25 protein-coding genes and 1 tRNA gene are annotated in these 22,333 nt (G+C 58.7%); 16 read left to right on the forward strand and 10 right to left on the reverse strand.

Going from position 1 to position 22,333, the window contains the following annotated elements; genetic code table 11:
* Window positions 1-22 precede the first annotated feature (22 nt).
* Complete coding sequence (gene hisI / locus CCGE525_RS10745) at window positions 23-472, forward strand: phosphoribosyl-AMP cyclohydrolase (protein WP_120704234.1); 450 nt, start codon at window positions 23-25, stop codon at window positions 470-472.
* A 108-nt stretch (window positions 473-580) separates the two neighbouring features.
* A complete protein-coding gene (locus tag CCGE525_RS10750; protein WP_120704235.1) occupies window positions 581-1,546 on the forward strand; it encodes a patatin-like phospholipase family protein in 966 nt (321 codons plus the stop codon).
* Window positions 1,547-1,721: 175 nt separating this feature from the next.
* Here CCGE525_RS10750 and CCGE525_RS10755 read toward each other — a convergent pair whose 3' ends face one another.
* Both CCGE525_RS10755 and CCGE525_RS10760 read right to left on the reverse strand, forming a co-directional pair.
* Window positions 1,722-2,156: a CBS domain-containing protein gene (locus tag CCGE525_RS10755; protein WP_120704236.1), complete on the reverse strand. Its 435-nt coding sequence runs from the start codon at window positions 2,154-2,156 to the stop codon at window positions 1,722-1,724.
* Window positions 2,157-2,322: 166 nt separating this feature from the next.
* Window positions 2,323-3,093, reverse strand: coding sequence for a rhomboid family intramembrane serine protease (locus CCGE525_RS10760; RefSeq protein WP_120704237.1), 771 nt, complete (start codon window positions 3,091-3,093; stop codon window positions 2,323-2,325).
* A 322-nt stretch (window positions 3,094-3,415) separates the two neighbouring features.
* Here CCGE525_RS10760 and CCGE525_RS10765 point away from each other — a divergent pair, with 322 nt between their 5' ends.
* From CCGE525_RS10765 to CCGE525_RS10795, 7 genes are all read left to right on the forward strand, one after another.
* On the forward strand, window positions 3,416-4,078 hold the full coding sequence (locus tag CCGE525_RS10765; protein ID WP_120704238.1) for a PAS domain-containing protein: 663 nt from the start codon (window positions 3,416-3,418) through the stop codon (window positions 4,076-4,078).
* Between the two features lie 84 nt (window positions 4,079-4,162).
* A complete protein-coding gene (locus tag CCGE525_RS10770; RefSeq protein ID WP_120704239.1) occupies window positions 4,163-4,792 on the forward strand; it encodes a PilZ domain-containing protein in 630 nt (209 codons plus the stop codon).
* 70 nt (window positions 4,793-4,862) lie between these two features.
* A complete protein-coding gene (pip, locus tag CCGE525_RS10775) occupies window positions 4,863-5,840 on the forward strand; it encodes a prolyl aminopeptidase (protein ID WP_120704240.1) in 978 nt (325 codons plus the stop codon).
* A gap of 386 nt (window positions 5,841-6,226) precedes the next feature.
* Window positions 6,227-6,832 carry a transglutaminase-like cysteine peptidase gene (locus CCGE525_RS10780; RefSeq protein WP_120704241.1) on the forward strand — a complete coding sequence of 202 codons (606 nt, stop codon included), beginning with the start codon at window positions 6,227-6,229 and terminating at the stop codon, window positions 6,830-6,832.
* Window positions 6,833-7,273: 441 nt separating this feature from the next.
* Window positions 7,274-8,044, forward strand: a complete 771-nt coding sequence (locus CCGE525_RS10785; RefSeq protein ID WP_120704242.1) for a hypothetical protein — start codon at window positions 7,274-7,276, stop codon at window positions 8,042-8,044.
* A gap of 118 nt (window positions 8,045-8,162) precedes the next feature.
* Window positions 8,163-9,701, forward strand: coding sequence for a serine hydrolase (locus CCGE525_RS10790; protein WP_120704243.1), 1,539 nt, complete (start codon window positions 8,163-8,165; stop codon window positions 9,699-9,701).
* 132 nt (window positions 9,702-9,833) lie between these two features.
* Window positions 9,834-10,109, forward strand: coding sequence for a hypothetical protein (locus CCGE525_RS10795; protein WP_120704244.1), 276 nt, complete (start codon window positions 9,834-9,836; stop codon window positions 10,107-10,109).
* Window positions 10,110-10,167: 58 nt separating this feature from the next.
* Here CCGE525_RS10795 and CCGE525_RS10800 read toward each other — a convergent pair whose 3' ends face one another.
* Window positions 10,168-10,602 carry a DUF1489 family protein gene (locus tag CCGE525_RS10800; protein WP_028753281.1) on the reverse strand — a complete coding sequence of 145 codons (435 nt, stop codon included), beginning with the start codon at window positions 10,600-10,602 and terminating at the stop codon, window positions 10,168-10,170.
* Between the two features lie 105 nt (window positions 10,603-10,707).
* On the opposite strand from CCGE525_RS10800, the gene CCGE525_RS10805 reads away from it, so the two are divergent.
* The gene (locus tag CCGE525_RS10805; RefSeq protein WP_162950152.1) at window positions 10,708-11,730 is read left to right on the forward strand and encodes a serine hydrolase domain-containing protein; all 1,023 of its coding nucleotides are present in this window, start codon (window positions 10,708-10,710) and stop codon (window positions 11,728-11,730) included.
* Between the two features lie 35 nt (window positions 11,731-11,765).
* Here the strand turns inward: CCGE525_RS10805 and CCGE525_RS10810 are convergent, their stop codons facing one another.
* Window positions 11,766-13,172: an L-serine ammonia-lyase gene (locus CCGE525_RS10810; protein ID WP_120704246.1), complete on the reverse strand. Its 1,407-nt coding sequence runs from the start codon at window positions 13,170-13,172 to the stop codon at window positions 11,766-11,768.
* A 200-nt stretch (window positions 13,173-13,372) separates the two neighbouring features.
* On the opposite strand from CCGE525_RS10810, the gene CCGE525_RS10815 reads away from it, so the two are divergent.
* The 3 genes from CCGE525_RS10815 to CCGE525_RS10825 all read left to right on the forward strand — a co-directional run bounded on the left by CCGE525_RS10815 (window position 13,373) and on the right by CCGE525_RS10825 (window position 15,623).
* A complete protein-coding gene (locus tag CCGE525_RS10815) occupies window positions 13,373-14,065 on the forward strand; it encodes a DUF599 domain-containing protein (RefSeq protein ID WP_120704247.1) in 693 nt (230 codons plus the stop codon).
* 82 nt (window positions 14,066-14,147) lie between these two features.
* Window positions 14,148-15,137, forward strand: coding sequence for an acetyltransferase domain-containing protein (locus CCGE525_RS10820; protein WP_120704248.1), 990 nt, complete (start codon window positions 14,148-14,150; stop codon window positions 15,135-15,137).
* 12 nt (window positions 15,138-15,149) lie between these two features.
* Window positions 15,150-15,623: a methyltransferase family protein gene (locus tag CCGE525_RS10825; protein WP_120704249.1), complete on the forward strand. Its 474-nt coding sequence runs from the start codon at window positions 15,150-15,152 to the stop codon at window positions 15,621-15,623.
* Between the two features lie 46 nt (window positions 15,624-15,669).
* Here CCGE525_RS10825 and CCGE525_RS10830 read toward each other — a convergent pair whose 3' ends face one another.
* The 3 genes from CCGE525_RS10830 to mgtE form a co-directional block, all read right to left on the reverse strand.
* Complete coding sequence (locus CCGE525_RS10830) at window positions 15,670-16,119, reverse strand: hypothetical protein (RefSeq protein ID WP_120704250.1); 450 nt, start codon at window positions 16,117-16,119, stop codon at window positions 15,670-15,672.
* Between the two features lie 93 nt (window positions 16,120-16,212).
* Entirely contained in the window at window positions 16,213-16,599 is a 387-nt protein-coding gene (locus CCGE525_RS10835; RefSeq protein WP_028753287.1) for a MerR family transcriptional regulator, read from the reverse strand.
* Window positions 16,600-16,723: 124 nt separating this feature from the next.
* A complete protein-coding gene (gene mgtE / locus CCGE525_RS10840; protein WP_120706366.1) occupies window positions 16,724-18,142 on the reverse strand; it encodes a magnesium transporter in 1,419 nt (472 codons plus the stop codon).
* A 197-nt stretch (window positions 18,143-18,339) separates the two neighbouring features.
* Here mgtE and CCGE525_RS10845 point away from each other — a divergent pair, with 197 nt between their 5' ends.
* Window positions 18,340-18,834, forward strand: coding sequence for a peptide deformylase (locus CCGE525_RS10845; RefSeq protein WP_120704251.1), 495 nt, complete (start codon window positions 18,340-18,342; stop codon window positions 18,832-18,834).
* A 69-nt stretch (window positions 18,835-18,903) separates the two neighbouring features.
* Here CCGE525_RS10845 and CCGE525_RS10850 read toward each other — a convergent pair whose 3' ends face one another.
* Both CCGE525_RS10850 and CCGE525_RS10855 read right to left on the reverse strand, forming a co-directional pair.
* Window positions 18,904-19,437 carry a hypothetical protein gene (locus CCGE525_RS10850; protein ID WP_120704252.1) on the reverse strand — a complete coding sequence of 178 codons (534 nt, stop codon included), beginning with the start codon at window positions 19,435-19,437 and terminating at the stop codon, window positions 18,904-18,906.
* A 232-nt stretch (window positions 19,438-19,669) separates the two neighbouring features.
* Window positions 19,670-19,754, reverse strand: a tRNA-Leu gene (locus CCGE525_RS10855).
* Between the two features lie 235 nt (window positions 19,755-19,989).
* On the opposite strand from CCGE525_RS10855, the gene lipB reads away from it, so the two are divergent.
* Window positions 19,990-20,715 (forward strand): lipoyl(octanoyl) transferase LipB, encoded by a 726-nt coding sequence (gene lipB / locus CCGE525_RS10860; RefSeq protein ID WP_205587449.1) that lies wholly within the window; start codon window positions 19,990-19,992, stop codon window positions 20,713-20,715.
* Window positions 20,716-20,718: 3 nt separating this feature from the next.
* Here lipB and CCGE525_RS10865 read toward each other — a convergent pair whose 3' ends face one another.
* Window positions 20,719-21,141, reverse strand: a complete 423-nt coding sequence (locus CCGE525_RS10865) for a helix-turn-helix domain-containing protein (RefSeq protein WP_120706367.1) — start codon at window positions 21,139-21,141, stop codon at window positions 20,719-20,721.
* Between the two features lie 223 nt (window positions 21,142-21,364).
* Here CCGE525_RS10865 and CCGE525_RS10870 point away from each other — a divergent pair, with 223 nt between their 5' ends.
* The gene (locus CCGE525_RS10870) at window positions 21,365-22,300 is read left to right on the forward strand and encodes a DMT family transporter (RefSeq protein WP_120704254.1); all 936 of its coding nucleotides are present in this window, start codon (window positions 21,365-21,367) and stop codon (window positions 22,298-22,300) included.
* Window positions 22,301-22,333 lie beyond the last annotated feature (33 nt).

The raw sequence follows: 22,333 nt of genomic DNA on the forward strand, positions 1-22,333 counted from the left end.
GGCTTCAAAGAAAGAGCCGGAGATGAACCTGGTATTCAACGAGCCTTCTGCAGACAAATCCGAACTAGAGGATGCGGGAGATTTCACCCCCCGTTTCGATGACCGCGGCTTGATCACCGCGATCGTTACCGACGCTCATGATGGTGAACTGCTGATGGTCGCGCATATGAATGCCGAGGCCCTGGCACTGACCATAAAGACAAAAACGGCGCATTACTTCAGCCGTTCGCGCGGAAAAATATGGAAAAAGGGTGAAACCTCCGGAAATCTGCAGACGGTGAAGGAGATGCGTACCGATTGTGATCAGGATGCTATCTGGCTGAAAGTTGAGGTCGCCGGTCACGATGCAACGTGCCATACTGGACGACGTTCCTGTTTCTATCGCACTGTCGAGCTGGAGGACGGGAAGCCGGTGCTGAACGTCGTGGACGATCACCTGCATTTCGATCCAGGCGAGGTCTACGGGCACTAAGAACCCGCACGCCGACTGAACAAGCAATAACCCAATATACGAATTGGAAAGAAAAAAGGGACAGTATTTTAGCAAGAGGCACGCATACGCCTCGGAGGGTGGCATACCATGTTGAATTGGGGGTTGATTCGTCAGAGCGCCGGACAGGTTCCTATGGGTTCGGGTCCAACCATCTCGCCCAACATTCCTGGTCCGCCCGCCCCCCCAACTCCCCCAAAGAAAGTAAAGATCGCTCTGGCGCTCGGCGGCGGCGCTGCCCGTGGCTGGGCGCATATTGGTGTGCTACGCGCCCTGAATGAGGCGGACATCGAGGTCGGCATGATAGCCGGCACCTCCATCGGAGCACTGGTCGGCGGCTGTTATCTCGCGGGCAAACTCGACGAGTTGGAGGCTTTTGCCCGCTCGCTGACCATGCGCCGCATCGCCAGCCTCCTCGATCTCACGATCGGCGGCAGCGGCCTTTTCGGCGGCATGCGGCTCACGAAGCGCATGCAGGAACACCTTGAAGGCTTTTCGATCGAAGAACTCGACCGCCCCTTCGTTGCCGTCGCCTCGGAATTGAACACCGGCCATGAGGTCTGGATCGCCAATGGTTCGCTGATCACGGCGCTACGGGCCTCCTATGCCCTGCCCGGCATTTTCGAGCCGGTTCGGACCAACGGCCGCACGCTGGTCGACGGCGCTCTGGTCAATCCCGTGCCCGTGTCCGTCTGCCGCGCCTACGAGCAGCCGCTCGTGGTCGCCATCAATCTGCATTATGACCTATTCGGCCGTTCCGCCGTCGTCAAACATACTGCCGGTCCGCTGCATGGCGAACAGCAACGCCGTGACGAAGCGCCCTATACCAAGCTTGGCATGACCGGCGTCATGGTCCAGGCTTTCAACATCATCCAGGATCGGATTTCCCGCGCCCGCCTTGCCGGCGACCCGCCGGACCTGGCGTTGCACCCGCGCCTCAGCGACATCGGTCTGTCGGAATTTCACCGTGCCGGCGAGGCAATCGAACGCGGCTATGAAGAGGCATCGGCCCGGCTTGCGGAGATCAGGCGCATGCAGGAAGCCTTTGCGCGGTAGGCGTCAATAGACACAAGCTTTGCAGAGGCAGGTCGCTCCAAGCCCAGCTTGCTTAACTAGGGGCGGGATAGGATCTCGCATATGGCGTAACGCCCGGCCCTTCGCTTTAGGCTCAGGGCGTTCGTCGCTGCAATCGACCACCGGGTCGATTGCTTCGGCTCTGCCGAACCGCTCCTCACCCTGCGATATAGGCTTTGATCTGTTCAGTCTCGAGTTCGATTTCGCGGATACGCCATTTGACGACGTCGCCGATCGAGATGATGCCGGTTAGCTTGCCTTTGTCTTCCACGGGGACGTGGCGGAAGCGGCGGTGCGTCATCAGCTCCATCAATTCATCGGTGGTGGTGTCTTCTTTGCAGCGGTGCACTTTCGCCGTCATCAGCGAGGCAATCGGCTGACTGAGGCTGTCCTGGCCATGCTTGGCAACTGCGTTGACGACATCACGCTCGGTGAAGATGCCGGAAATCTTACCTGCCATTCCCATGACGACGATGGCGCCGATGCGGTTCTCGTTCAGAATTTTGGCGGCTTCAGCGAGGGTCGTATTACCACTGGTAGTAACGACATTGCGACCTTTGGCATCAAGTATGGCTCTTACGGAAACTGACATTCGATCCTCCCATCTCGAAAGCACAGTGAACAATTGAGCGCCGGATTTGTTCCGAAACCGCCTCAAGGTTTCGGACCGTTGCTCCCGTTACCGACCGTGCCGGTCTCTTCCCATTACGGCCGATAAGGTTGGATGGTGCGCTAGTGAGGATGAGAAAGCAACAGCTTCATTCCGCTGATGGAGCCGAGTTTTCGACTTCAATGCGGGGTTGCCGGTCGAACAGCGAAAACAGGAGGAAGCCGAAAAGGAAGCCGCCGATGTGTGCATCCCAGGCGACCGGCTGGGCGCTGTCGCCGACAATCGTGATGCCAAAAGCGACGAGCGCATTGCCGGCGATCCACATCACGATATAGGCAACGACCGTGCGGCTGCGCAGCGAAGCCGCGATCGAGAGCCGAGGATTGAGATGCGCTTGGCGTATGCCGAAGCGGCGGGTGTCCATGGCGGGAAAAGCAAAACGGCAGGCCGCTCCCATCAGCCCCGAAACGACACCCGAGGCGCCGATCAGCAAGGTTTGATCGCCCCAATAGATGACGGCATGCAGGAATGCGGATGCAGCCGCGGAAAAAATCCAGAAGATCACGTAGCGTGCAACGCCGATGCGACGCGCTACGGGTGCGGCAAAGACCATCAGCCACAGTCCATTGAAGGCGATGTGTTCGATACTGCCGTGCAGGAGCGAATAGGTAACCGGCGTCCACAGCCATTCCAGCCCCTGCTGCGACAGCGGGAAAGCATAGCGGGCGGGAATGAAGCTGAAGGTGAAATACAGCCAATTCAGCGTTTCGTCCGACCACCAGGGCAGATTCTGAATAGCAAAAACGACGATAAGCAGGCCAAGGCTTGCGAGGATGACGGGTGGCACGTTGAAAGCAGGAACGCGCTGCGGCGGCCGATTTTCGTCGGGCTCATGGCGCGGTGGCTCTGCATCATCCATGTCTTGCTCTGATCTCTTGAGAAGGGACTCGAGACATACAGCAGCGAATATCAAAAAAAAAGCCGTCCAACCCGGGTGGACGGCTTGCTCGGGCGCTCCTCGTTGGGATGTACCGCACTGGTTTATGTCCCAACACCCGAGATAGTTTGTGCTGAAGGTCACCTCGTGAAGTGATGGAATATTTCTCTCACTCATCACCGCGGCGGGCAAATGAAACTCTCCGTTAACCTTAATGGCTCGGCGTTGGCACGAAATAAGCAGGGTGTTTCGTGAGGGCAATGAATGCCCCGGCATTTGAACTGAAACGGGACACGGACGCATCATGCGGCAGAAAACCAGCATCGAGATATTTACCTTTTGGGAGCAGCTTCGCGGCAATGCGGATGCGCCCCTGCGCAATTTGATACAGCCTTCGGCGGTCCGTCATATTCTGCCTGAACTCTTTATTTTGGAGGCCGTGCCGCATGAGGCGCCGCGTTTTCGGCTGGCCGGGACAGCGATTTGCAATCTCATGGGGCGTGAGCTTCGCGGCGAGAGTTTTGCCGCGCTCTGGGCCGGCCGCCAGCCCGATGATCCCGTGCGCATCGCCGCCGGCGTGATGGCACATGTGGTTCCGGCTCTGATCAACGCGACCGGTTACAGCATCAGCGGTCGCCACATGGCGTTCGAAATGGTGCTGATGCCGTTGCGTTCGGCCGGCGACGTCTGCGATCGGCTGCTCGGTTGCCTGACGCCTGGTGCACATGCAACATGGCTTGGTAGCGAACGTCTCGAGTTCCTGGCGCTCGATCGCAGCCGCTTGCTGTATGAACGCCCTGCCCGCCCCGTTGAACTCCCACCATATGCGGAACACGCAAATTTGATGTCCCCTCACGACGGGGTCGGGCTCGGTGACTTGATGCGCCGCATGCTGAATCCGAAGGCTGGCGGACGCAATCATGAGCCGGCTGACCCATCGCGACACACATTCGGCCGTCGTCTCTGAGCTTTCCCTTAGGTAAGACAACTTTACCTTAAGAAGTTTCGGCTAGTGATTGCATGAAACATAATCGGTTCAAGAAGCCTTTTCATGCATTCATTCCAGCCAGCCCAGACGATGCGGCCAAACCAATTGGCAGGGAATGCGCCTCGCAGGGATCAGGGGACCTTTCAGCGGGTTCCGATCAACATGCAGGGCCGCTTGATGTTGGCCAATTACGAAGAATTCGAATGCTTGGTTACCGACATGTCGCCGGGCGACATGTATGTGGCTTGCCAGGGCCGTCCGCGCACCAATGAGCGCGTCGTGGCCTATATCGACCATCTCGGCCGCGTCGAGGGCCATGTCGTCGCCGTCGACGGCCGTGGTTTCAGCATGTCGATCAACGCGACCGACCGCAAGCGCGAAAAGCTTGCCGCTCAGCTCACCTGGCTGGCCAACAAGCATGAACTCGGTCTGCCGGAAGATCGTCGCCACGATCGCCTGACACCGCGCACCAACCTCAGCGAACTGGCGCTGGAAGACGGCACGCGCTATGTCTGCCGCATCATGGATCTGTCGCTCTCGGGCGCTGCCGTCGACGTCGAGGCACGCCCACCGATCGGAACGCCGGTTCGTCTCGGTAACATGCGCGGTCGCGTCGTTCGCCACTTCATGGAAGGCGTCGCAATCGAGTTTCTCTCGGTACAATCCCGCGAGACGTTGCGCGAATTTCTCTAATCCGTTCATTCTGCTGTCACATCGATACTTGAAATAGCGGCGTTTCGCCCCTCTGTCTGCGTGATGGCCGATGAAGACGCTCTATCCTGAAATCGAGCCCTTTGATCAGGGCATGCTGGATGTTGGTGATGCCCAGAGCATCCGCTGGATGCAATCGGGCAATCCGGACGGCATTCCCGTCGTCGTCCTGCATGGCGGTCCGGGGTCGGGCAGTTCCGCCAGCACCCGCCGCTTTTTCGACCCGGAACACTATCGCATCATTCAATTCGACCAACGCGGTTGCGGTGGGAGCCTGCCGCATGCGTCCGAGCCGGAGGCCGATCTTTCCGCCAACACGACATGGCATCTGGTTGGCGACATCGAGCAGCTTCGGCTTTTCCTCGGTATCGAATGCTGGTTGGTCTATGGCAACTCCTGGGGCTGCACTCTGGCGTTGGTCTACGCTGAGGTCCATCCGGAACGTGTTGCGGCCCTCATTGTCGTTGGCGTCACCATGACACGGCAATCCGAGATCGATTGGCTCTATAACGGTCTGGCCCGCTTCTTTCCCGAGGAATGGGAGCGGTTCCGTGCAGCCCTTCCGGAGAGCGAGCGCGGCGGCGATCTGGTTACCGCATATCGTCACCTCCTCCGCAATCCCGATCCGGCCGTCCATGTCAAAGCCGCGAAGGACTGGCACGACTGGGAATCGGCTTCGATCCTCGTCGACCCGCGTGCGACTTTGCCGGGCCGTTGGTTCGATTCTCGGTATCTTACCGCAAGGGCACGTATCATCACGCATTACTTTCACCATCGCGGCTGGCTGGAAGAGGGACAGATATTGAGGGACATCGATCGGCTTGCAGGTATTCCTTGCACGATGATCCAGGGCCGGCTCGATCTCGAGGCACCTGTTGTCACAGCGTGGGAGCTGTCACGGGCGTGGCCGGCGGCCAGATTGGTCATTGTTCCCAATTCGGCCCATTCGCCGGCGACACTGGAGATGGCGGCGGCCATCGTCGAAGCAACAAACGAATTTCGCACGATTGTCGTTGCCGGCAAAAAATAATCAAAAATTTTTTGAACGCTTTTTCCCAAAATGGCACAGCGCAATGGGAATCTGGGCTATCGGCAAGTTTCCGACCACGTGCTGAGCCGAGGCGACCGTCCCGTTTCGGCTCAGCCATCGTCCAATGCTGTGCCTCCCCGATTTCTGCGGTCGGAAACAAAATCTTTTGAAAACAAGAGGATATGAGGATTCTCAATGCGCTGGCCCGCGCGGGAAAACATTCAAATTTTAATCGAATTCTCCGAAAGTTTGATTCAAGCTTTGCTCTCATTTTACGACAATTCGATCCTTATTTGAATCAACTAAGTCCTTAATTTAACTGCGTAATTTTGCGTCGGGTAAAAGCCTGCATGTCATTCTGATCCCAATAAAACAGGGACACGGACATGAGCTTTCAATTCCTTCTTCGCGGCTATGCCGCAATGGCTCTCTTTACCTTCGGCTGTCTCGGCTTCGCCCATGCGACGCCGGCCACCATGACGCTCACCGGCGATGCTGCGCCGCCGATCGGTCATTACGAGTTCTGTAAGGAAAATCCGAAGGAATGTGCCTATGCCGGCGGCGATGCCGGTCCTGCCATCCTGACCGAAGACCGCTGGAAGACCATCCTGAAAATCAATTATACGATCAACACGACGATCAAGCCGATGACCGACATGGAACTCTATGGCGTTGAAGAAAAATGGGCAATCGCGACCACCGCCGGCGACTGCGAGGATTACGCTCTGCGGAAGCGCAAGGAACTGATCGACGCCGGCTTTTCTGTCTCCGATCTGCTGATGACCGTCGTGCTGCAGCCAAACGGCGAAGGCCATGCCGTGTTGACGGTACGCACCGATCGCGGCGACTTCATTCTCGACAACATGCGCAATAAGGTGAAGCTCTGGTCGGATACCGAATATACTTTCTTGAAGCGCCAGTCCGCCGACGATCCGGCCCGCTGGGTCAAGATACAGGATGGCCGCGCCGTCGCGGTCGGCAGCTTGAGGTAAGTCTCACTTCTCCACGCGATCGCCGGTGACCTAGCACTGGCGGTCTGGATCAAGGGCTCCGGTCTGTCCCCGCATTTCTGTCCTGACCGGCGCCTCGGAGCCGTTCCCGCTGTCCCGGGAACGGCTCTTTTCGTTTCCGGAGCGTGCTTGGAATGATCTGAGGAAAAGTGCCCGGCGGCTCCTTGCCCGGAATTGTGGAAAACAAAAAAGATAGAGCGATTTTGCGATGCCATGAAAAGCTTAAGCGCGCCGGCCCGAAATCTGCCCCGATTTTCAGAAAGGTATATGCGCCAATAAATATGCGCACCAATGCATTCTTAACGACTCGTTAACCATCATGGCGGCAATCATTCGATAGCGAGACTCGTTAGGGGTCTTGAGCCGCGGCGGGTACGTCATTGACGATGGTTTCCAAGGCGGAATGGAACCGAAGGCAAGAGCATGACCCCTCCTCTGTCGTCCGCCCCCACGATCGACGAACAGCCGCTAATATCGAGCGGCCTGGTTTACCGTCTCACGGCCGGCATTGCCGTCCTTGCAGCCCTTACAGTTGCCATCACCATCGGCGGCCGCTGGCTCGGCGAGAAGATCTCGCTGGCCGGCCACACGGACAGTGTCAAACCGATCACGGTGACGATCGGCGAAGATTCATTGCGCCTTGGCGCCAATACCATTCGCTTCCCGAGCGAACGGGTAAACGGCGTTGCCGAGCGCATCGATCTTTACCTCACTTGGCCGCAAATGCAGGGCTATAGCGATGCCGACCGTCTACGGTTTGACGATATTTCGCAGTCTGCCTCGCTGATATTCCTGCAGCTCAGCCAGGGCACGATGTCGCGGGACATGTCCGGCCGGCTGGAGCCGATCTATTCGCATCTGATGGACGGTGCAGCCTTCGCCGGTCCGCATGGGCTGACGACACATCGTCTGCGCGCCGACGCCGGCTATAGCGACGAGGTGCTTCTGACGGCGCCGCGCGTTGGCGAGCCGGATTATGTCGTGCGCTGCATCTTGCCCTCCTCGCCAGATCGGGCGACCAGCGGCGACTGCCAGAGAGATATCAAGGTCGGCAAGGATCTCAGTGTGCTCTATCGCTTTTCCAGCAATCAGCTCGGGGACTGGCAGAGGATGGACGCTGCCGTCCGGAGCTTCGTCAATACCCGCCTCGTCGATGCGCCCGGCGCTGGCGGCATCTCGGTAAGTGATGACTAAAATGACGCGGAAACTTGAAACCACCTGTTCATCATAAACCGATTGGTAACGCTAAGCCCCTACTCTTAAACCCCAACGGGCGTTCATGGAGGCGGCGGCCGGATAATTGAGAACGTAAATGCAAGCAGAGAGTGAAGTAGTGTCCAGATCAATTTTCTCCGTATCCTCATCGCACTCCGGCAAGTTGCTGGCGAGGGTGTTGTTCGGTTTAGCAATCACGACGGCGACGGCGACGGTGACGGTCGATGCATCGAATGCAGCCGGCGGCCCGAAATATGCGGGCATCGTTATTGACGCGAACACGGGCAATGTTCTCTACAGCGAAAATGCGGATACGCTTCACTACCCCGCTTCGCTTACCAAGATGATGACGCTGTATCTGACGTTCGAGGCGCTCGAGGCCGGCCGGATCACACTCGATACCCCTGTTGTCTTTTCGCAGCATGCTGCCTCTCAGGCCCCGACGAAGCTCGGCATCGGTACGGGCCGCTCGGTGACCGTTCGCGAAGCGATCCTTGGCATCGTCACCAAGTCTGCCAATGATGCGGCTATGGCGCTTGGCGAAATGCTTGGTGGTTCTGAAGACAATTTTGCCCGTATGATGAACAACAAGGCACATGCGCTCGGCATGACGCGCACGACCTATCGCAACCCGAACGGCCTGCCGAATACCGCGCAGATGACGACGGCGCGCGACCAGGCCCGTCTGGGCGTCGCCCTGCGCGAACACTTCCCCGCATATTACGGCTTCTTTTCCCAGACGAGCTTCCGTCTCGGCAACAGAGTGATCCCGGGTCATAACCACCTGCTCGGCGCGATCCGCGGTGTTGACGGCATCAAGACGGGTTATACCCGCGCCGCCGGATATAATCTTGCGACTTCGGTGAAAGTCGACGGCCGGTCGATTGTCGGCGTCGTACTCGGTGGCGCCTCGACACCTGCGCGCGACAACCAGATGCGCAAGCTGATAGCCGCTTACCTGCCCCAAGCATCGACGAAACATATTGCCTCGAACGTCATCGCGCAGACAGCGACAGAAGCGCCCAATGTCCAGGCTGCAGGCGCTCGCATGGCGGCTGCCGGCAGTGCGAAGATGAGCAATGATGAAACCGCAGAGGCCGACGACGATCGTCAGCCGTCGAGCGCCGCAGCTTTCGCAGCGATAACGCCGAAGTCGAACAATCCGCTGCTTGCGACCAAGCAAAGGCAACACGCGGCAGCCGAAGAAGTCGCCTCCATCGAGCCGGCATCTGCGCCCGCGGATGACAGTGATACGGACGAGGTCGACACCGTTACGACGGCCTCGACCCCGAAGACGGATACCAAGGTCGTCAAGACCCAGAAGGTTGAGAAAGCGGAAAAGACCGAGAAGGCCGAAAAGCCAGAGAAGGTTGCCAAGGCCAGCAAGGCTGAAGATGGTCCGACCGGCTGGGTCGTCCAGATCGGCATTTCCTCCAGCAAGGACGGCGCCAGCGATCTGCTCGACTCTGCCAAGAGCAAGGGCGGCAAGGCGTTGCATTCGGCCAAGCCTTATACGCTTGCCTTTGACGGCGGCTATCGTGCCCGCTTCGGCGGCTTCGAGGACCAGAATGCGGCTGTTAACGCCTGCAAGGCCCTCAAGAAGGCCGGCGTGAAGTGCTGGGCAAGCTTGGAATAGGAGCGCGGCCACGGTTTTCCATGCCGCGTCATCCAGAGATTTACCGGATCTTGCATGCAATGTCCGGTTCTTCCGGCCACAGATGTCTATGGGGTCGGCCCTGAGTTTGTAATGTGTTACGGGGATGTGAAAATGGCGATGAACGAGAACTTTCCAGGCTTCTCGCTCGATGGCGCGGGAAAGACGAAAGCGAAGAGCTTTGCTCTTCATCCGCTGCATGAGGCAGCGCTGCGGTTGGCCGACCTCGGCCTCAACCGTTCGCGTTCGCGCAACAAGACGAAAGACCTGATCACCATCCTGCTCTGCCACGGCGCCCGCGCCTGGCGTTATTCCCAGCCGGAAGCCCACATCCATCTGCACATCACCTCGCCGAACGGCCAAGCTCCGGTGTTGATGCGACTGCGCTGAGTGAAGAATAGTGGTGCGGCGGCGCTACCGACGATCGTCGCAATGCTAGCCCGGGTGGCTACAGCAACCCCAGTTCGGAAAGCTCCCGCCTCAAATCCGCCGGGAGTTCGGCAACGCCACCAAGGCTGTCGAGGTCGCGCGGCACATCCTCTTGCGGCAGATACCGCCAACCCTGGAATGCCCGACGCGGCTGGCCGGCGGTTTCGACGACGCTCGGGTCGAGGATGAGCCGGCAGCGCTGAATGCCATCGGCATCGGTGAAGGTCTCGATGCCGAGCAGTTTCTGCCGCGCCTGCACCTGACCTTTGATCACCCAATAAAGCGAGCCGCCGTCCAACAGCTCCTCCATGCGCTTCGGCACCATCCGGGTCGTATGGGTGGTGTGCGGCTCCAGACCCGCGGCAATGGCGCTCATCGCCCGTTCGGAAACCCATTCGCGCAGGTCTTCAAGTGAGTCGGCGCCCACGCATAGTTTGATGAGATGCAAAGCCATGGCACCGTTGAAATCCTTTTGCCCGGCAGCGTCAAGCTTTTCACTGCGACATCCACAAACTCGATATCATCCTGTCCATAGATGGAACGATTCTCGGAGATGTCGATGAGGTGCGCCGACAACTACTACCCCACCAGCGAATGGACGATGGCGAATGAGCCGGACGACCTTGGATGGTCTCGTGCCGGTTTGGCGAATGCTTATGAGTTTGCAGCCTCCATCGGGTCCTCAGCCATCATGATCGTGCAAAACGGATTGGTTGTTAGCACCTGGGGAACTGTCGCCGATGTCACTGGCATTGCCTCGATGCGCAAGAGCCTGCTGAGTGCGTTGATCGGTACGCATGAAGTCGAAGGGACGATCGATCTGAACGCGACCCTGGCTGATCTCGGCATCGATGATTGCGAGCCGGCGCTGACACTTGCGGAGAAGCAGGCGACCGTTGCAGACCTTCTGATGTCGAGATCGGGAATCTATCATGCCGCAGCCGACCAGAACCCGGCAATGTTGCCGCCTCGAGGAATTCACCGCCCCGGAGAGCAGTGGTTCTACAACAATTGGAGCTTCAACATTCTTGGCGTCATCCTTGAGCGTCTGACCGGCGTTCCGATCGCGGAGGATTTTTCGCGTCGTATCGCTCAGCCATTGCGGATGCAGGATTTTCAGCCGCAGCATTTCTACTTCAAGACGATTCCCCAATCCCTGCATCCTGCCTATAAGATTAGAATGTCAGCTCGCGATCTCGCCCGCGTCGGCCTCCTCTTTATGAATTCGGGACGATGGGACGGGGTGCAGCTCATTCCGGAGGAATGGGTTCGCCGAAGCGTCAAGCCCTATACGGATCTCGGGCGCGGTGCCGGTTTCGGTTATAGCTGGTGGACCGGGCGATACATATTGCGGTCGACGGCAACATTGGTGCACCGCCATCAGGAAGAGAAGCAGTTTTACTGGGCTTCAGGCTTGGGCCACCAATACATCATGGTCTTGCCGGACATAGGAACGGTCATGGTTCACAGGGTAACCGATTCCGATAACGGCCCACGCGGGGAGCAGATCGAGCAGCTGCAGGCCATGCTTCTCGCCAGCCGCACGATCGGCGTGCCTTTGACCACGCCGATCACCGAATGACCGTCAATCCCGGCGATCAGACGAGTCCGGCGAGTTCAGCATTCCACGACATTGACGGCAAGGCCGCCGGTCGAGGTTTCCTTGTATTTTTCGCTCATGTCATAGCCGGTCTGGCGCATAGTTTCGATGCAGGCGTCGAGGGGCACAAAATGCTGGCCGTCGCCTTTGATGGCCAGTGATGCTGCCGTCACTGCCTTGACGGCGCCAAGCGCGTTGCGCTCGATGCAGGGCACCTGCACCAGGCCGGCGACGGGGTCGCAGGTCATGCCGAGATGGTGTTCCAGCGCAATCTCAGCGGCGTTTTCGATCTGCTCCGGTGTCGCGCCCATGACGGCTGCAAGCCCCGCAGCCGCCATCGCAGCCGCCGAGCCCACCTCGCCCTGACAGCCGACTTCGGCGCCGGAGATCGAGGCATTGTGCTTGATGATGCCGCCAACAGCAGCCGCGGTCAGCAGATAGTTGCGGATGCCGTCCTGGTCCCAATCCTCGTGGAAATGCTGGTAATAGCGGATCGTCGCTGGAATGACGCCAGCCGCGCCATTGGTCGGCGCGGTGACCACACGCCCGCCTGCGGCATTTTCCTCATTGACGGCCATTGCGTAGACGCTCAGCCAATCATTGGCGAGCAGCGGATTGATGCGGTTGCTGCGCCATTCCTCTTGCAGCTTGTCGTGGATGGCGCGGGCCCGGCGGCGCACTTTCAGGCCGCCCGGCATGATGCCTTCCACCTTCAAACCGCGGTCGATGCAGCTATTCATCGCCGCCCAAATGCGATCGAGCCCGGCATCGAGCTCTTCGCTGCTCATGCGCGTCTCTTCGTTGGCACGCTTCATCTGCGCGATCGAGAGGCCGGAGCGTTCGGCCATCTCCAGCATCTGTTTGGCGGTCGCGAAGGGGAACGGAATTCGCTCGCCGGAAGAGGCTTTCTTCTTGTCGGCGCGCATCTGGTCGAGCTCGGTGTCGGTAACGACGAAGCCGCCGCCGACGGAATAATAGACGCGCTTGACGAGCAGGCGTTCATCCTTGTCGAAGGCGGAAAAGCTCATGCCGTTGGCGTGGCCCGGCAGCGGCACCTTCTTGTCGAAGATCAGATCGGTCTTCGGCTGGAATTGATAGGCAGGATGGCCGGGCGGTGTAATGCGCCCGCTGCGCTCCACCTCCTCGATAACGGCATCCATCCGGTCGGGATCGACCTGGTCCGGACGCTCGCCCATCAGGCCGAGAATCACCGCCCTGCCCGTGCCGTGACCGATGCCGGTATGGGCGAGCGAGCCGTGCAAGCTGACCTTGATCGAAGCGACATGCACATTGGAGGACGGCCGTGGCCACTCGTTCGATAGTACGAGGTCCAGGAAACGATTCGCGGCCGACATCGGACCCATCGTGTGTGAACTGGAGGGCCCCACGCCGATCTTGAAAACATCGAAAACTGAAAGAAACATGGACCTTTGGTGCCTCCTCGGCAAATCGCGCGATGCCAAGGCTACGCCATCAACGCAACCCTTTACGGCGATCGACCGACATCGGATTTCATGCCTGCGACATTACATATAGGCATGATGTCGCGCAAACATAAGGCCATTGCGCCCGAATGGCCGTGCGCTACAGTCGGCGGGCATATGGACCTGGAGAATCTGCCCTCATGACGACCGCCGACTATGTCGCCCTCGCCCTCTTCGTTCTCCTCTGGGCCGCGCACAACTGGATCATCAGTAGCGCCCACTTCTTCAACCGCACCAGCCTGACGCTGGCCATGAACGAGCGCCGGCGCGAATGGATCTACAACTCGCTTCGCCGCGACCTGAAGATGATCGACACGCAGATTCTGTCCGGCCTGCAGAACGGCACCAGTTTCTTCGCCTCGACGTCGATCTTCGCCATTGGTAGCTGCTTCGCCTTGCTCGGCGCCACCGACAAGGTCAACGCCTTCTTCTCCGACCTGCCCTTTATCATCAACGGCGGCCGCGGCGCCTTCGAGATCAAGGTCGCGGGTCTCGCCTGCCTATTCGGTTACGCCTTCTTCAAATTCGGCTGGGCCTATCGTCTCTTCAACTATTGCACCATCCTCTTTGGCTCCTTGCCGATGCGGGAGGATGCCGAACTCGACCCCTTGGGGGCGGAACGCGCCGCCGAACGTGTCATCCGCATGAATGTCATCGCCGCACGCAATTTCAATGCTGGGCTAAGAGCCATCTTTCTCTCAATCGGCTATCTCGGTTGGTTCCTGAGCCCTTACGTATTCATCGTCACGACGATGTTCATCATCATCGTTCTGGTCCGCCGGCAGTTTTTTTCCGATGCGCGTCTGGCCATCATGGATATCGATGTGCCATGACATCGCGGCGCCCGCTCCAGTGAGCCTCTATTCCTGTGAGACAGTACAGACGACTTGAATTCATGCCTGGAAGGACCCGCCGATGGCCGTTATAGCCGAAAGCACCGATGCGCCGCAGAAATCGCCCCGCATCGGCATTCTGGACACGGCCCGCGGCATCGCGCTTCTGGCGATGGCGAGCTATCATTTCACCTGGGATTTCGAGTTCTTCGGCTATCTCGAATCGGGCACGGCGGAGACGGGCTGGCTGAAAATCTATGCGCGCGCCATCGCAAGCACGTTCCTGTTTCTCGCTGGCTTCAGCCTCGTGCTGGCCAACACGCCCGAGATCCGCTGGCGCCCCTATTTCAAGCGCCTCGGCATGATTGTTGCCGCCGCTGCGGCGATCTCCATCGTCACCTTCATCGGCATGCGTGACGAATGGATATTCTTCGGCATCCTGCACAGCATCGCCGCGGCTAGCATCATCGGCCTGCTCTTCCTGCGCCTGCCTGCTTTCGCCACGCTGCTTATAGCTGTCCTGCTCGCGGCCGGCATTCTTATCGATAATGTCGTCGCGCCGTTTTCGCTGCATTCCGCTGTCTTCGACGCGCCCTGGCTCTGGTGGGTCGGCTTGTCCGAGAACCTGCCGCGTTCGAATGACTACGTACCGGTCTTCCCCTGGCTGACGCCCTTCCTTTTTGGCCTCGGCGTGGCGCAACTGGCCACATCATTCGGGTGGCTTCGGCCACTGGCAAAACTCGGTCCCGGCCGGAATCTGATCGCGCGAGCGGGCCGTCACAGCCTGATCTTCTACCTCGTCCACCAGCCGGTGCTCTTCGGCCTCGTCTATCTGCTTTCGCTGGTCGCACCCGCGCCGCCGCCCGACCCCACGCTCACCTATATGAGGCAATGCCGGGCATCCTGCGTACGCTCCGGCAGCGAAACCATGTGCCGCAGCTTTTGCCAGTGCACGCTCGATAAATTGCAGGCACAAAACCTCTTTTCGCCCCTGGAATCCGGTGAAATCAAAGCAGATAGCGATGAACGAGTAAACCGAATCGCGTTACAGTGTTCGGAGCAAGCGCAATGACAGGGTTATTCTATGAATGCCTATCGTTCCAAGTCGCTGAGTTTTCCATGGCCGCCTTTAGTTTATAGTCTTGCAGTTATAACGGCGCTTTATCTGAGAAAGGACTATCCTGTGTACTTGCCCCATCTTTGGGCCATCGTCGCCTGGGGTGTCGGCGCCATTTTGACCATTGTTGCGGTCACGCTGAACGTCTGGGCAGTGAAGACATTGATGGATAGCCGAACGACCGTGCTGACGCAGCGTTGTACGGCGCATCTGGTAACGAAAGGGCCGTTCCGCTTTACCCGCAATCCGACCTACCTCGGCTATACGCTGCTGATGGCGGGCCTCGGTTTGATGATCGGCAATGTCTGGTTCCTCGCTATGGCTGCCGTCGCGGCGGCCTTGACCACACTGCTGGTCATTCGCTGCGAGGAGATGCACCTGCTCTCCCGCTTCGGCTGCGAATTCGAGTTTTATTGCAAGCACACGCGGCGCTGGCTTTGAAACCAGAGAGTGCCTGCACGAAGCCGCAGAACCGTTTAGTCGCTACTTATCGGCTTTCGACGAGAAGTAAAATCCGACCAATCTTCGTTCTCGTGCGTTGCACTAGGTCCATCGCGACCGAATCATTTTCACCAGCATAAAGATCGAATTCACGGACTTTTTCCCTGTCAGAAACCCCTTCCAGCCGGGTCGATGTTTTCCAGGTTAGAAAAGAGCAGTCGAGGTCGCCGCACTGGACGTTGACTTCGCCCGCCAAATATTGATTCGAATCGATGGTAACGCTCAGCTGAACGTGAGTGTCCTGGTTGTCGATAAGCTGACAGCGAACATGAAATCGGCAAATGAGCTGGCCATAGATCGCATCCTTGCCATCCAGTAAAAGGGCATAGGCAACCGGGATATCGGCATTCTCATTATCGGCCGCTTGGGAGTTGCCGACATTCAACGGAACGAGTGCGATCCCTATCGCGAAGACGAAGCTAAATCTTGCCGCCATACGCCATAACCCTCTGTGAACGCTCGGCTTCTACAGAGCATTCTCGTTGGGATTGTGGCGGCGGCGATGCGTCCTGTACTTTGACGGTAGTAATCAAGTCCCCACGCCGATCTCAGCCAAGCGGCCGAGGCAGGCCTCTTCGACATTGTCGAGTTCGGTCAGCGTGTCTTCGATATCCTTGCGCTTCTGGCGCAGCTCCTCGCGCTTTTCGTCGACGCGTTTCATCAGGAGTTTCAACTGGCCGATTTCACCCGGCGGTTCCTTGTAGACCTGGATGATCTCGCGGATTTCGGCAATGGTGAAGCCGATGCGGCGGCCGCGCAGGATTTCCTGGATCAGGCGGCGGTCGGCTGGCCGGAATAGGCGCGTGCGCCCCCTGCGTTCCGGATGAATAAGACCTTCGTCCTCGTAGAAACGCAGCGTTCGGGTGGAGACCCCGAATTCCCGCGTCAGCTCCGTTATGCTATAATACCTGTCCAACAAATAGTCCGCCTCTCTCGTACGAAGCTCATAATATTGACTTTTACGTAATAGTCAATTTCCGCACGGCGGCGATAGGCCTTTGAACTTCAGAAGATGCCCTGGATTCAATGGACTAGCGGCCTTAATGAATAGCGAACCACCAGGTCGCCAGACCCAGGAATGAGAAATATCCCGTACAATCCGTGACCGTCGTGACGAATGCCGACGAGGCGATCGCCGGGTCGGCGCCGAATCGATGCAGCACAAGCGGCAGAAGAATGCCGCCAAGGGCGGCTGCCACCAGATTGATGATCATCGCCGCGGCGATGACGATGCCGAGCTGGAAATCATGGAACCAGAAAGTGGCAATCGCACCCATGATGATGGCGAAGAGAATGCCATTGAGGACGCCGACGCTCGCCTCCCTGCGGATGACGCGAAAGGCGTTGTAAATATCGAGGTCGCCGGTTGCGAGCGCCCGCACGGTGACCGTCATCGTCTGCGTACCGGCATTGCCACCCATCGACGCGACGATGGGCATCAGTACGGCAAGTGCAACCATTTTCTCAATCGCGCCGTCGAAAACATTGATAATGCTGGAGGCCAGGATGGCCGTGATCAGATTGATCGCCAGCCAGACAAAGCGTGAGCGCACGATCGAAGTGACGTTGTCGGACAGCTCTTCGTCGCCGACGCCGCCAAGGCGCTTGATGTCCTCGTCAGCCTCCTCATGGATGACGTCGACCACGTCGTCGATGGTTAGCACACCAACGAGGCGTTCGTTCTCGTCAACGACTGCGGCAGACAGCAGGTCGTATTGCTCGAAGACCTCCGCCGCCTCTTCCTGGTCCATCACTGCCGGAATCGGGTGCGAGGTCTCTCGCATGATGCTCTCGACCTTGGTCTGTCGTTTGGTGCGCAGGATACGGTCGAGGTCGACGCTGCCGAGCAGCTTGAAGGTCGGGTCGATGACGAAGATCTGGGTGAAGGCTTCCGGCAGTTCCTCCTCTTCGCGCATATAGTCGATCGTCTGGCCGACCGTCCAGAATGGCGGCACGGCTATGAATTCCGTCTGCATGCGGCGGCCGGCTGACTGTTCGGGGTATTCGAGGGCGCGCCGCAGTCGTACCCGCTCGGTGAACGGCAGTTGCGACAGGATCTCGTCGCGGTCTTCCTGATCGAGGTCTTCAAGAATGTAGACGGCATCGTCTGAATCGAGCTCGCCGATACCGGCGGCGATCTGGTCGTTCGGCAGTTGGTCGACGATCTCCATGCGGATCGCCTCGTCCACCTGCGTCAGCGCCGTCATGTCGAAGTCGTCGCCGAGCAATTGCACTAGTGCCAGACGTTCGTCGGGAGGCAGCGATTCCAGGAGGTCGCCGAGCTCGGACTCGTGCAGTCGCACGACATTTTGCTGCAGGAATGGAATATCGTCCCGTTCGATCGCATTACTGACTTCAGTCAGGAAATCGGAGCGGACAACGCCGTCCTCGTCGTAGATATCAGGATGGGTTTCTGCGGAGGCCTTGCGAACGCGTTCGCCTTCGTCGGTCGTCGTCATTTGCCGCCTCGCTTCCTGCGTCTGCTTACGGAAATCCAAGATTTCCTCTTGGAGAATGACGGCAAAAAGCTGATTGTCAACAATTGGATAGACGGAAATGCTGATATTGTATGTCGTGTCTGTAAGACAGTGGCGCAAGCCTCGTCTTGCCCCTATCCTTAAGCCGCGAACATGTCGTCCCATCAACAGAGAGAGCCGTGCCAGTCCGTCCCATCATCCGTTTTCCCGACCCGTTGCTGAAAACAGCCTGCGCGCCCGTAACTGCTTTCGACGATCGCCTGCGCGGGCTCGCCACCGATCTCTTGGATACCATGCGCGCCGCTCCCGGCGTCGGAATCACCGCCGCTCATATCGGCGTGCTCCAGCGTGTTACCGTGATCGAGCTCAGCCGTGAGGACGGCCTACGCACCTATGTCAATCCGGAGATCATCTGGTTTTCCGCAGAGACGATGCGGCACATGGAGGGCAGCGTCTCCATGCCCGGCTTCACGGACGAGATCGTCAGGCCGAAGGCGATCCGCTTCCGCTACCAGGATATGGACGGTCAGGTGCACGAGGCTGAAGCCGAGGGTTTTCTTGCCGTCTGCATTCAGCATGAGGTCGACCAGCTCGACGGTCTGTTCTGGCTGCAGCGTCTTTCAAAATTGAAGCGCGACCGGCTTGTGAAGAAATGGGAAAAGGCGAAGGCCTGATTCGGCGTCCGCACATAAAAATGCGGGCGCCCTTGAAGCGCCCGCCTGATTTCCTGCATGAAGCGTAGATCAGCCCTTCAGCTTGGTGTTGCAGAGGCTGTAATAGCCGCCGCCCTTCTGGATCCACTTCAGGCCGGCAAGGGTGTTCTTGGCCTTGGCGTCGTTATAGGCATCGACACAGGTGTGGAAGCGGCCCTTGCCGGGCGTTTCGCTCGCATATTTGGGATCGATGGCCTTCGGGAAGGTTACGCCGGCCGGCGCTGCGGTCGTTGCCTTCGGCGGCTCCTTGGCAGGCGGGTTGGCTGCATCCGGCTCACCGGTGCTGGCCTTGGCGGCAGTTGTCGTCTTGGCTGTGGTAGTAGTGGTCTTGGCCGGTGCCGTGGTCGTCGGCGCGGTGGTGGTCGTAGCGCTTGCATCGGCGGCGCACTGGGAGGCGCGGAAATCATTCCACGACTGACCGTTCAGGGTACCCGCCGTCTTGGCGGCCTGATACTTGGCACTGCATTCCTTCATCGTCAGCGCAGAAGCCGGCGATGAGAGGGCCATCGAGCCCACAACTGCAAGAGACGCAAAAGACATCAACAGGATGGCACGACTGGTCATTGGCAAATCCTCCGCTCTATGACGAGTGTCGAAACTATTAAGCATCCCCGCCCCTTCGCTTGTCAATTGACGCACGAGTCGTGAGCGATCAACGACACCATATGGGGAAGAACATGAACGGTAACTGTACGGAAATAACGATCAAAGGGAGCATTTTGCTCTGAGATGCAACTTTTAAAGGAAATGGCGACTCCGATCGCCAGAAAGCAAAAAACCCGCCGAAGCGGGTTTTTGGTGCGGTCGAGAAGACTCGAACTTCCACGGGTTGCCCCACAGCGACCTCAACGCTGCGCGTCTACCAATTCCGCCACGACCGCATCGTGGTAGGGCCGGATTGCTCCGGCGCGGCTGCATGTAGCAAAAGCATTCGGGGGGCACAAGAGCGATATGTCAGATTTTTTAACATTCCCACACAGCTCCCTGGAGCACGCCTTCGGATTCACGGCATCTGTCTTGTAGATGTTTGAATTCTTGTCCAAATGGCTCCATATGTTGATAACCCGTCGGCGCGCCAAATTTCTGTGAGCTGTCTGCCGAACAGGCACAAAGGACTTGCTGATGCTACGCACCGATCTCCAACATCAAATGTTTCCGCTCGCCGGCTCGCCGCCTGTGCGTTGGCGTATCACCGATGGTCTGGTGCCCTATGACGAAGCTGTGGCGACTATGGAGGCGGAGGTGGCCGCGATCTCCGAAGGTCTGGCGCCGGAGCTCGTCTGGTTGGTCGAGCATCCCCCCTTATATACGGCAGGCACCAGCGCCAATGCGGCTGACCTCATCGAACCCGATCGTTTTCCGGTTTTCGCCACCGGCCGCGGCGGCGAATATACCTATCACGGCCCCGGCCAGCGGGTCGCCTATGTCATGCTGGATCTGAAGCGCCGACGCCAGGATATCCGCGCCTTCGTGGCCGCACTGGAAGAAGTCATCATCCGGACCCTCGATTCGATGAACGTCCGTGGCGAGCGGCGCGAGGATCGTGTCGGCGTCTGGGTGCGGCGTCCGGAGAAGCCGTTGCTGCCTGATGGAACCATGGCGGAAGACAAGATCGCCGCTTTCGGCATCCGCGTGCGCAAATGGGTGACGTTTCATGGTCTGTCGCTGAATGTCGACCCCGATCTTGGCCATTTCTCGGGCATCGTGCCCTGCGGCATTTCCGCTTACGGCGTCACTAGTCTCGTCGACCTGGGCCTGCCGGTGATGATGGCCGATGCGGATATCCGCCTGCGGGAGGCTTTCGAGCAGATATTCGGCGAAACCGCCAATGAGTCTCGATGAGGCTCAATGCGCGACGTCCTTGCTGACATTGCGCAGCCGGATTTGATGGTCCAGCCTCTCGATCTGGCGCGTCGTCGTCTCGATCAGACGGCCTATTTCCTGGTGGGCGGAGCGCAGCCGCGAAAGTTCGATCTTGACGGCTTCCAGTGCCCGCTCATCGCTGTCCTCGCCCGGGCCGTCGCCCGCGCCGGTCATCAGCCAAGCCGGTGAAACGCCGAACATGGCGGCCATTTTGACCAGAACGGATGGTTGCGGCTCCGCACGGTCCGATTCCCAGGCGAGCATCGTCTCCTGCCTTACCCCCAATTGGCTTGCCAGCGATTCGAGGCTGATGCCGGCGGCGTCGCGGGCCATGGAAAGGCGTCCACCCAGAGTATCGTCGCCTTCATCCGAAAAAACGGTCGTTTCTTGTTCCGTCTTCAACATCGGTGCGATCCTTGTTTTGGTCACGCCGGTGAATTTCTGTGCGGCGCGCTTATTTTTTAGCGGATTTACCATGCACACATAGGTCTAGGGGCGTCATGTCGCCACCGCGTTCTGGCCAAATTGGCAAAGTCCGGCGTTTCGCGGCAAATGGTGTGATGAATTGGCAACGGTACATCGATACCATGCCTTGATCGGGTGACGTTCCTGTGTTTGATGGCCCGTCATGTCGGATATATCAGCCTCTTCCACCCGTCAGAATCCGCTGCAAGGCATGGCGATCATGGCCAGCGCCATGATCGTTCTGCCGGTGATGGATGCGATCGCCAAATACATGGCGACCTTCGAGGCGATGTCGCCGGGACAGGTGACCTTCTACCGATTCTTCTTCCAGCTCGTCTGCACCCTGCCGCTGCTCTTCGCCGCCTTCGGCTGGGCAGCGCTTTCGGCCAAACGGCCCTGGGTGAACCTTTTGCGCGGCGCGCTGCATGGTGCTGCAAGCCTGCTGTTCTTCGTAGCGGTCAAATATATGCCGCTTGCCGATGTTTTCGCGATCTATTTCGTCGAACCGTTCATGCTGGCAGCGCTTTCGGCGCTGTTTCTTGGCGACAAGGTCGGCTGGCGGCGCTGGCTGGCAATCATCGTCGGCTTCGGCGGCGCGATGATCGTCATTCAGCCGAGTTTCGAGATTTTCGGTTGGAAGGCCCTGCTGCCGGTCGCCTGCGCCTTTCTTTATGCGCTTTATCTCTTTATGAACCGGGCGGTTGGCATGGCGGATTCGCCTTTGACCATGCAGACCATGGCCGGCATTGGCGGTACGATCTTCATGGCCGCTGCACTTTGGATAGGGGCGTCCGCTGGCGTTGGCGATTTTGCACCGTCCCTGCCCGCCTCCTGGCTCGGTCTGGTGCTGCTGCTGATTCTCGGCTCGATCTCCGGCTATGCGCATATGCTGGTCGTCCGCGCATTCCGGCTGGCACCGCTGTCGCTGCTGGCGCCCTTTCAGTATTTCGAGATCATCTCGGCAACCATTCTCGGTTATGCGCTGTTCGGGGACTTTCCCAATCTTTCCAAATGGATCGGCATACTGATCATCGTCGGATCTGGCCTTTTCATCATCTGGCGTGAGCGCGTTCAGTCGCGATCGATGAAATCGGCCTGAATACACCCATCTTCCGCATGGACCGTTGGTGCG

Source organism: Rhizobium jaguaris, assembly GCF_003627755.1.
GTDB classification, from domain to species: Bacteria; Pseudomonadota; Alphaproteobacteria; order Rhizobiales; family Rhizobiaceae; genus Rhizobium; species Rhizobium jaguaris.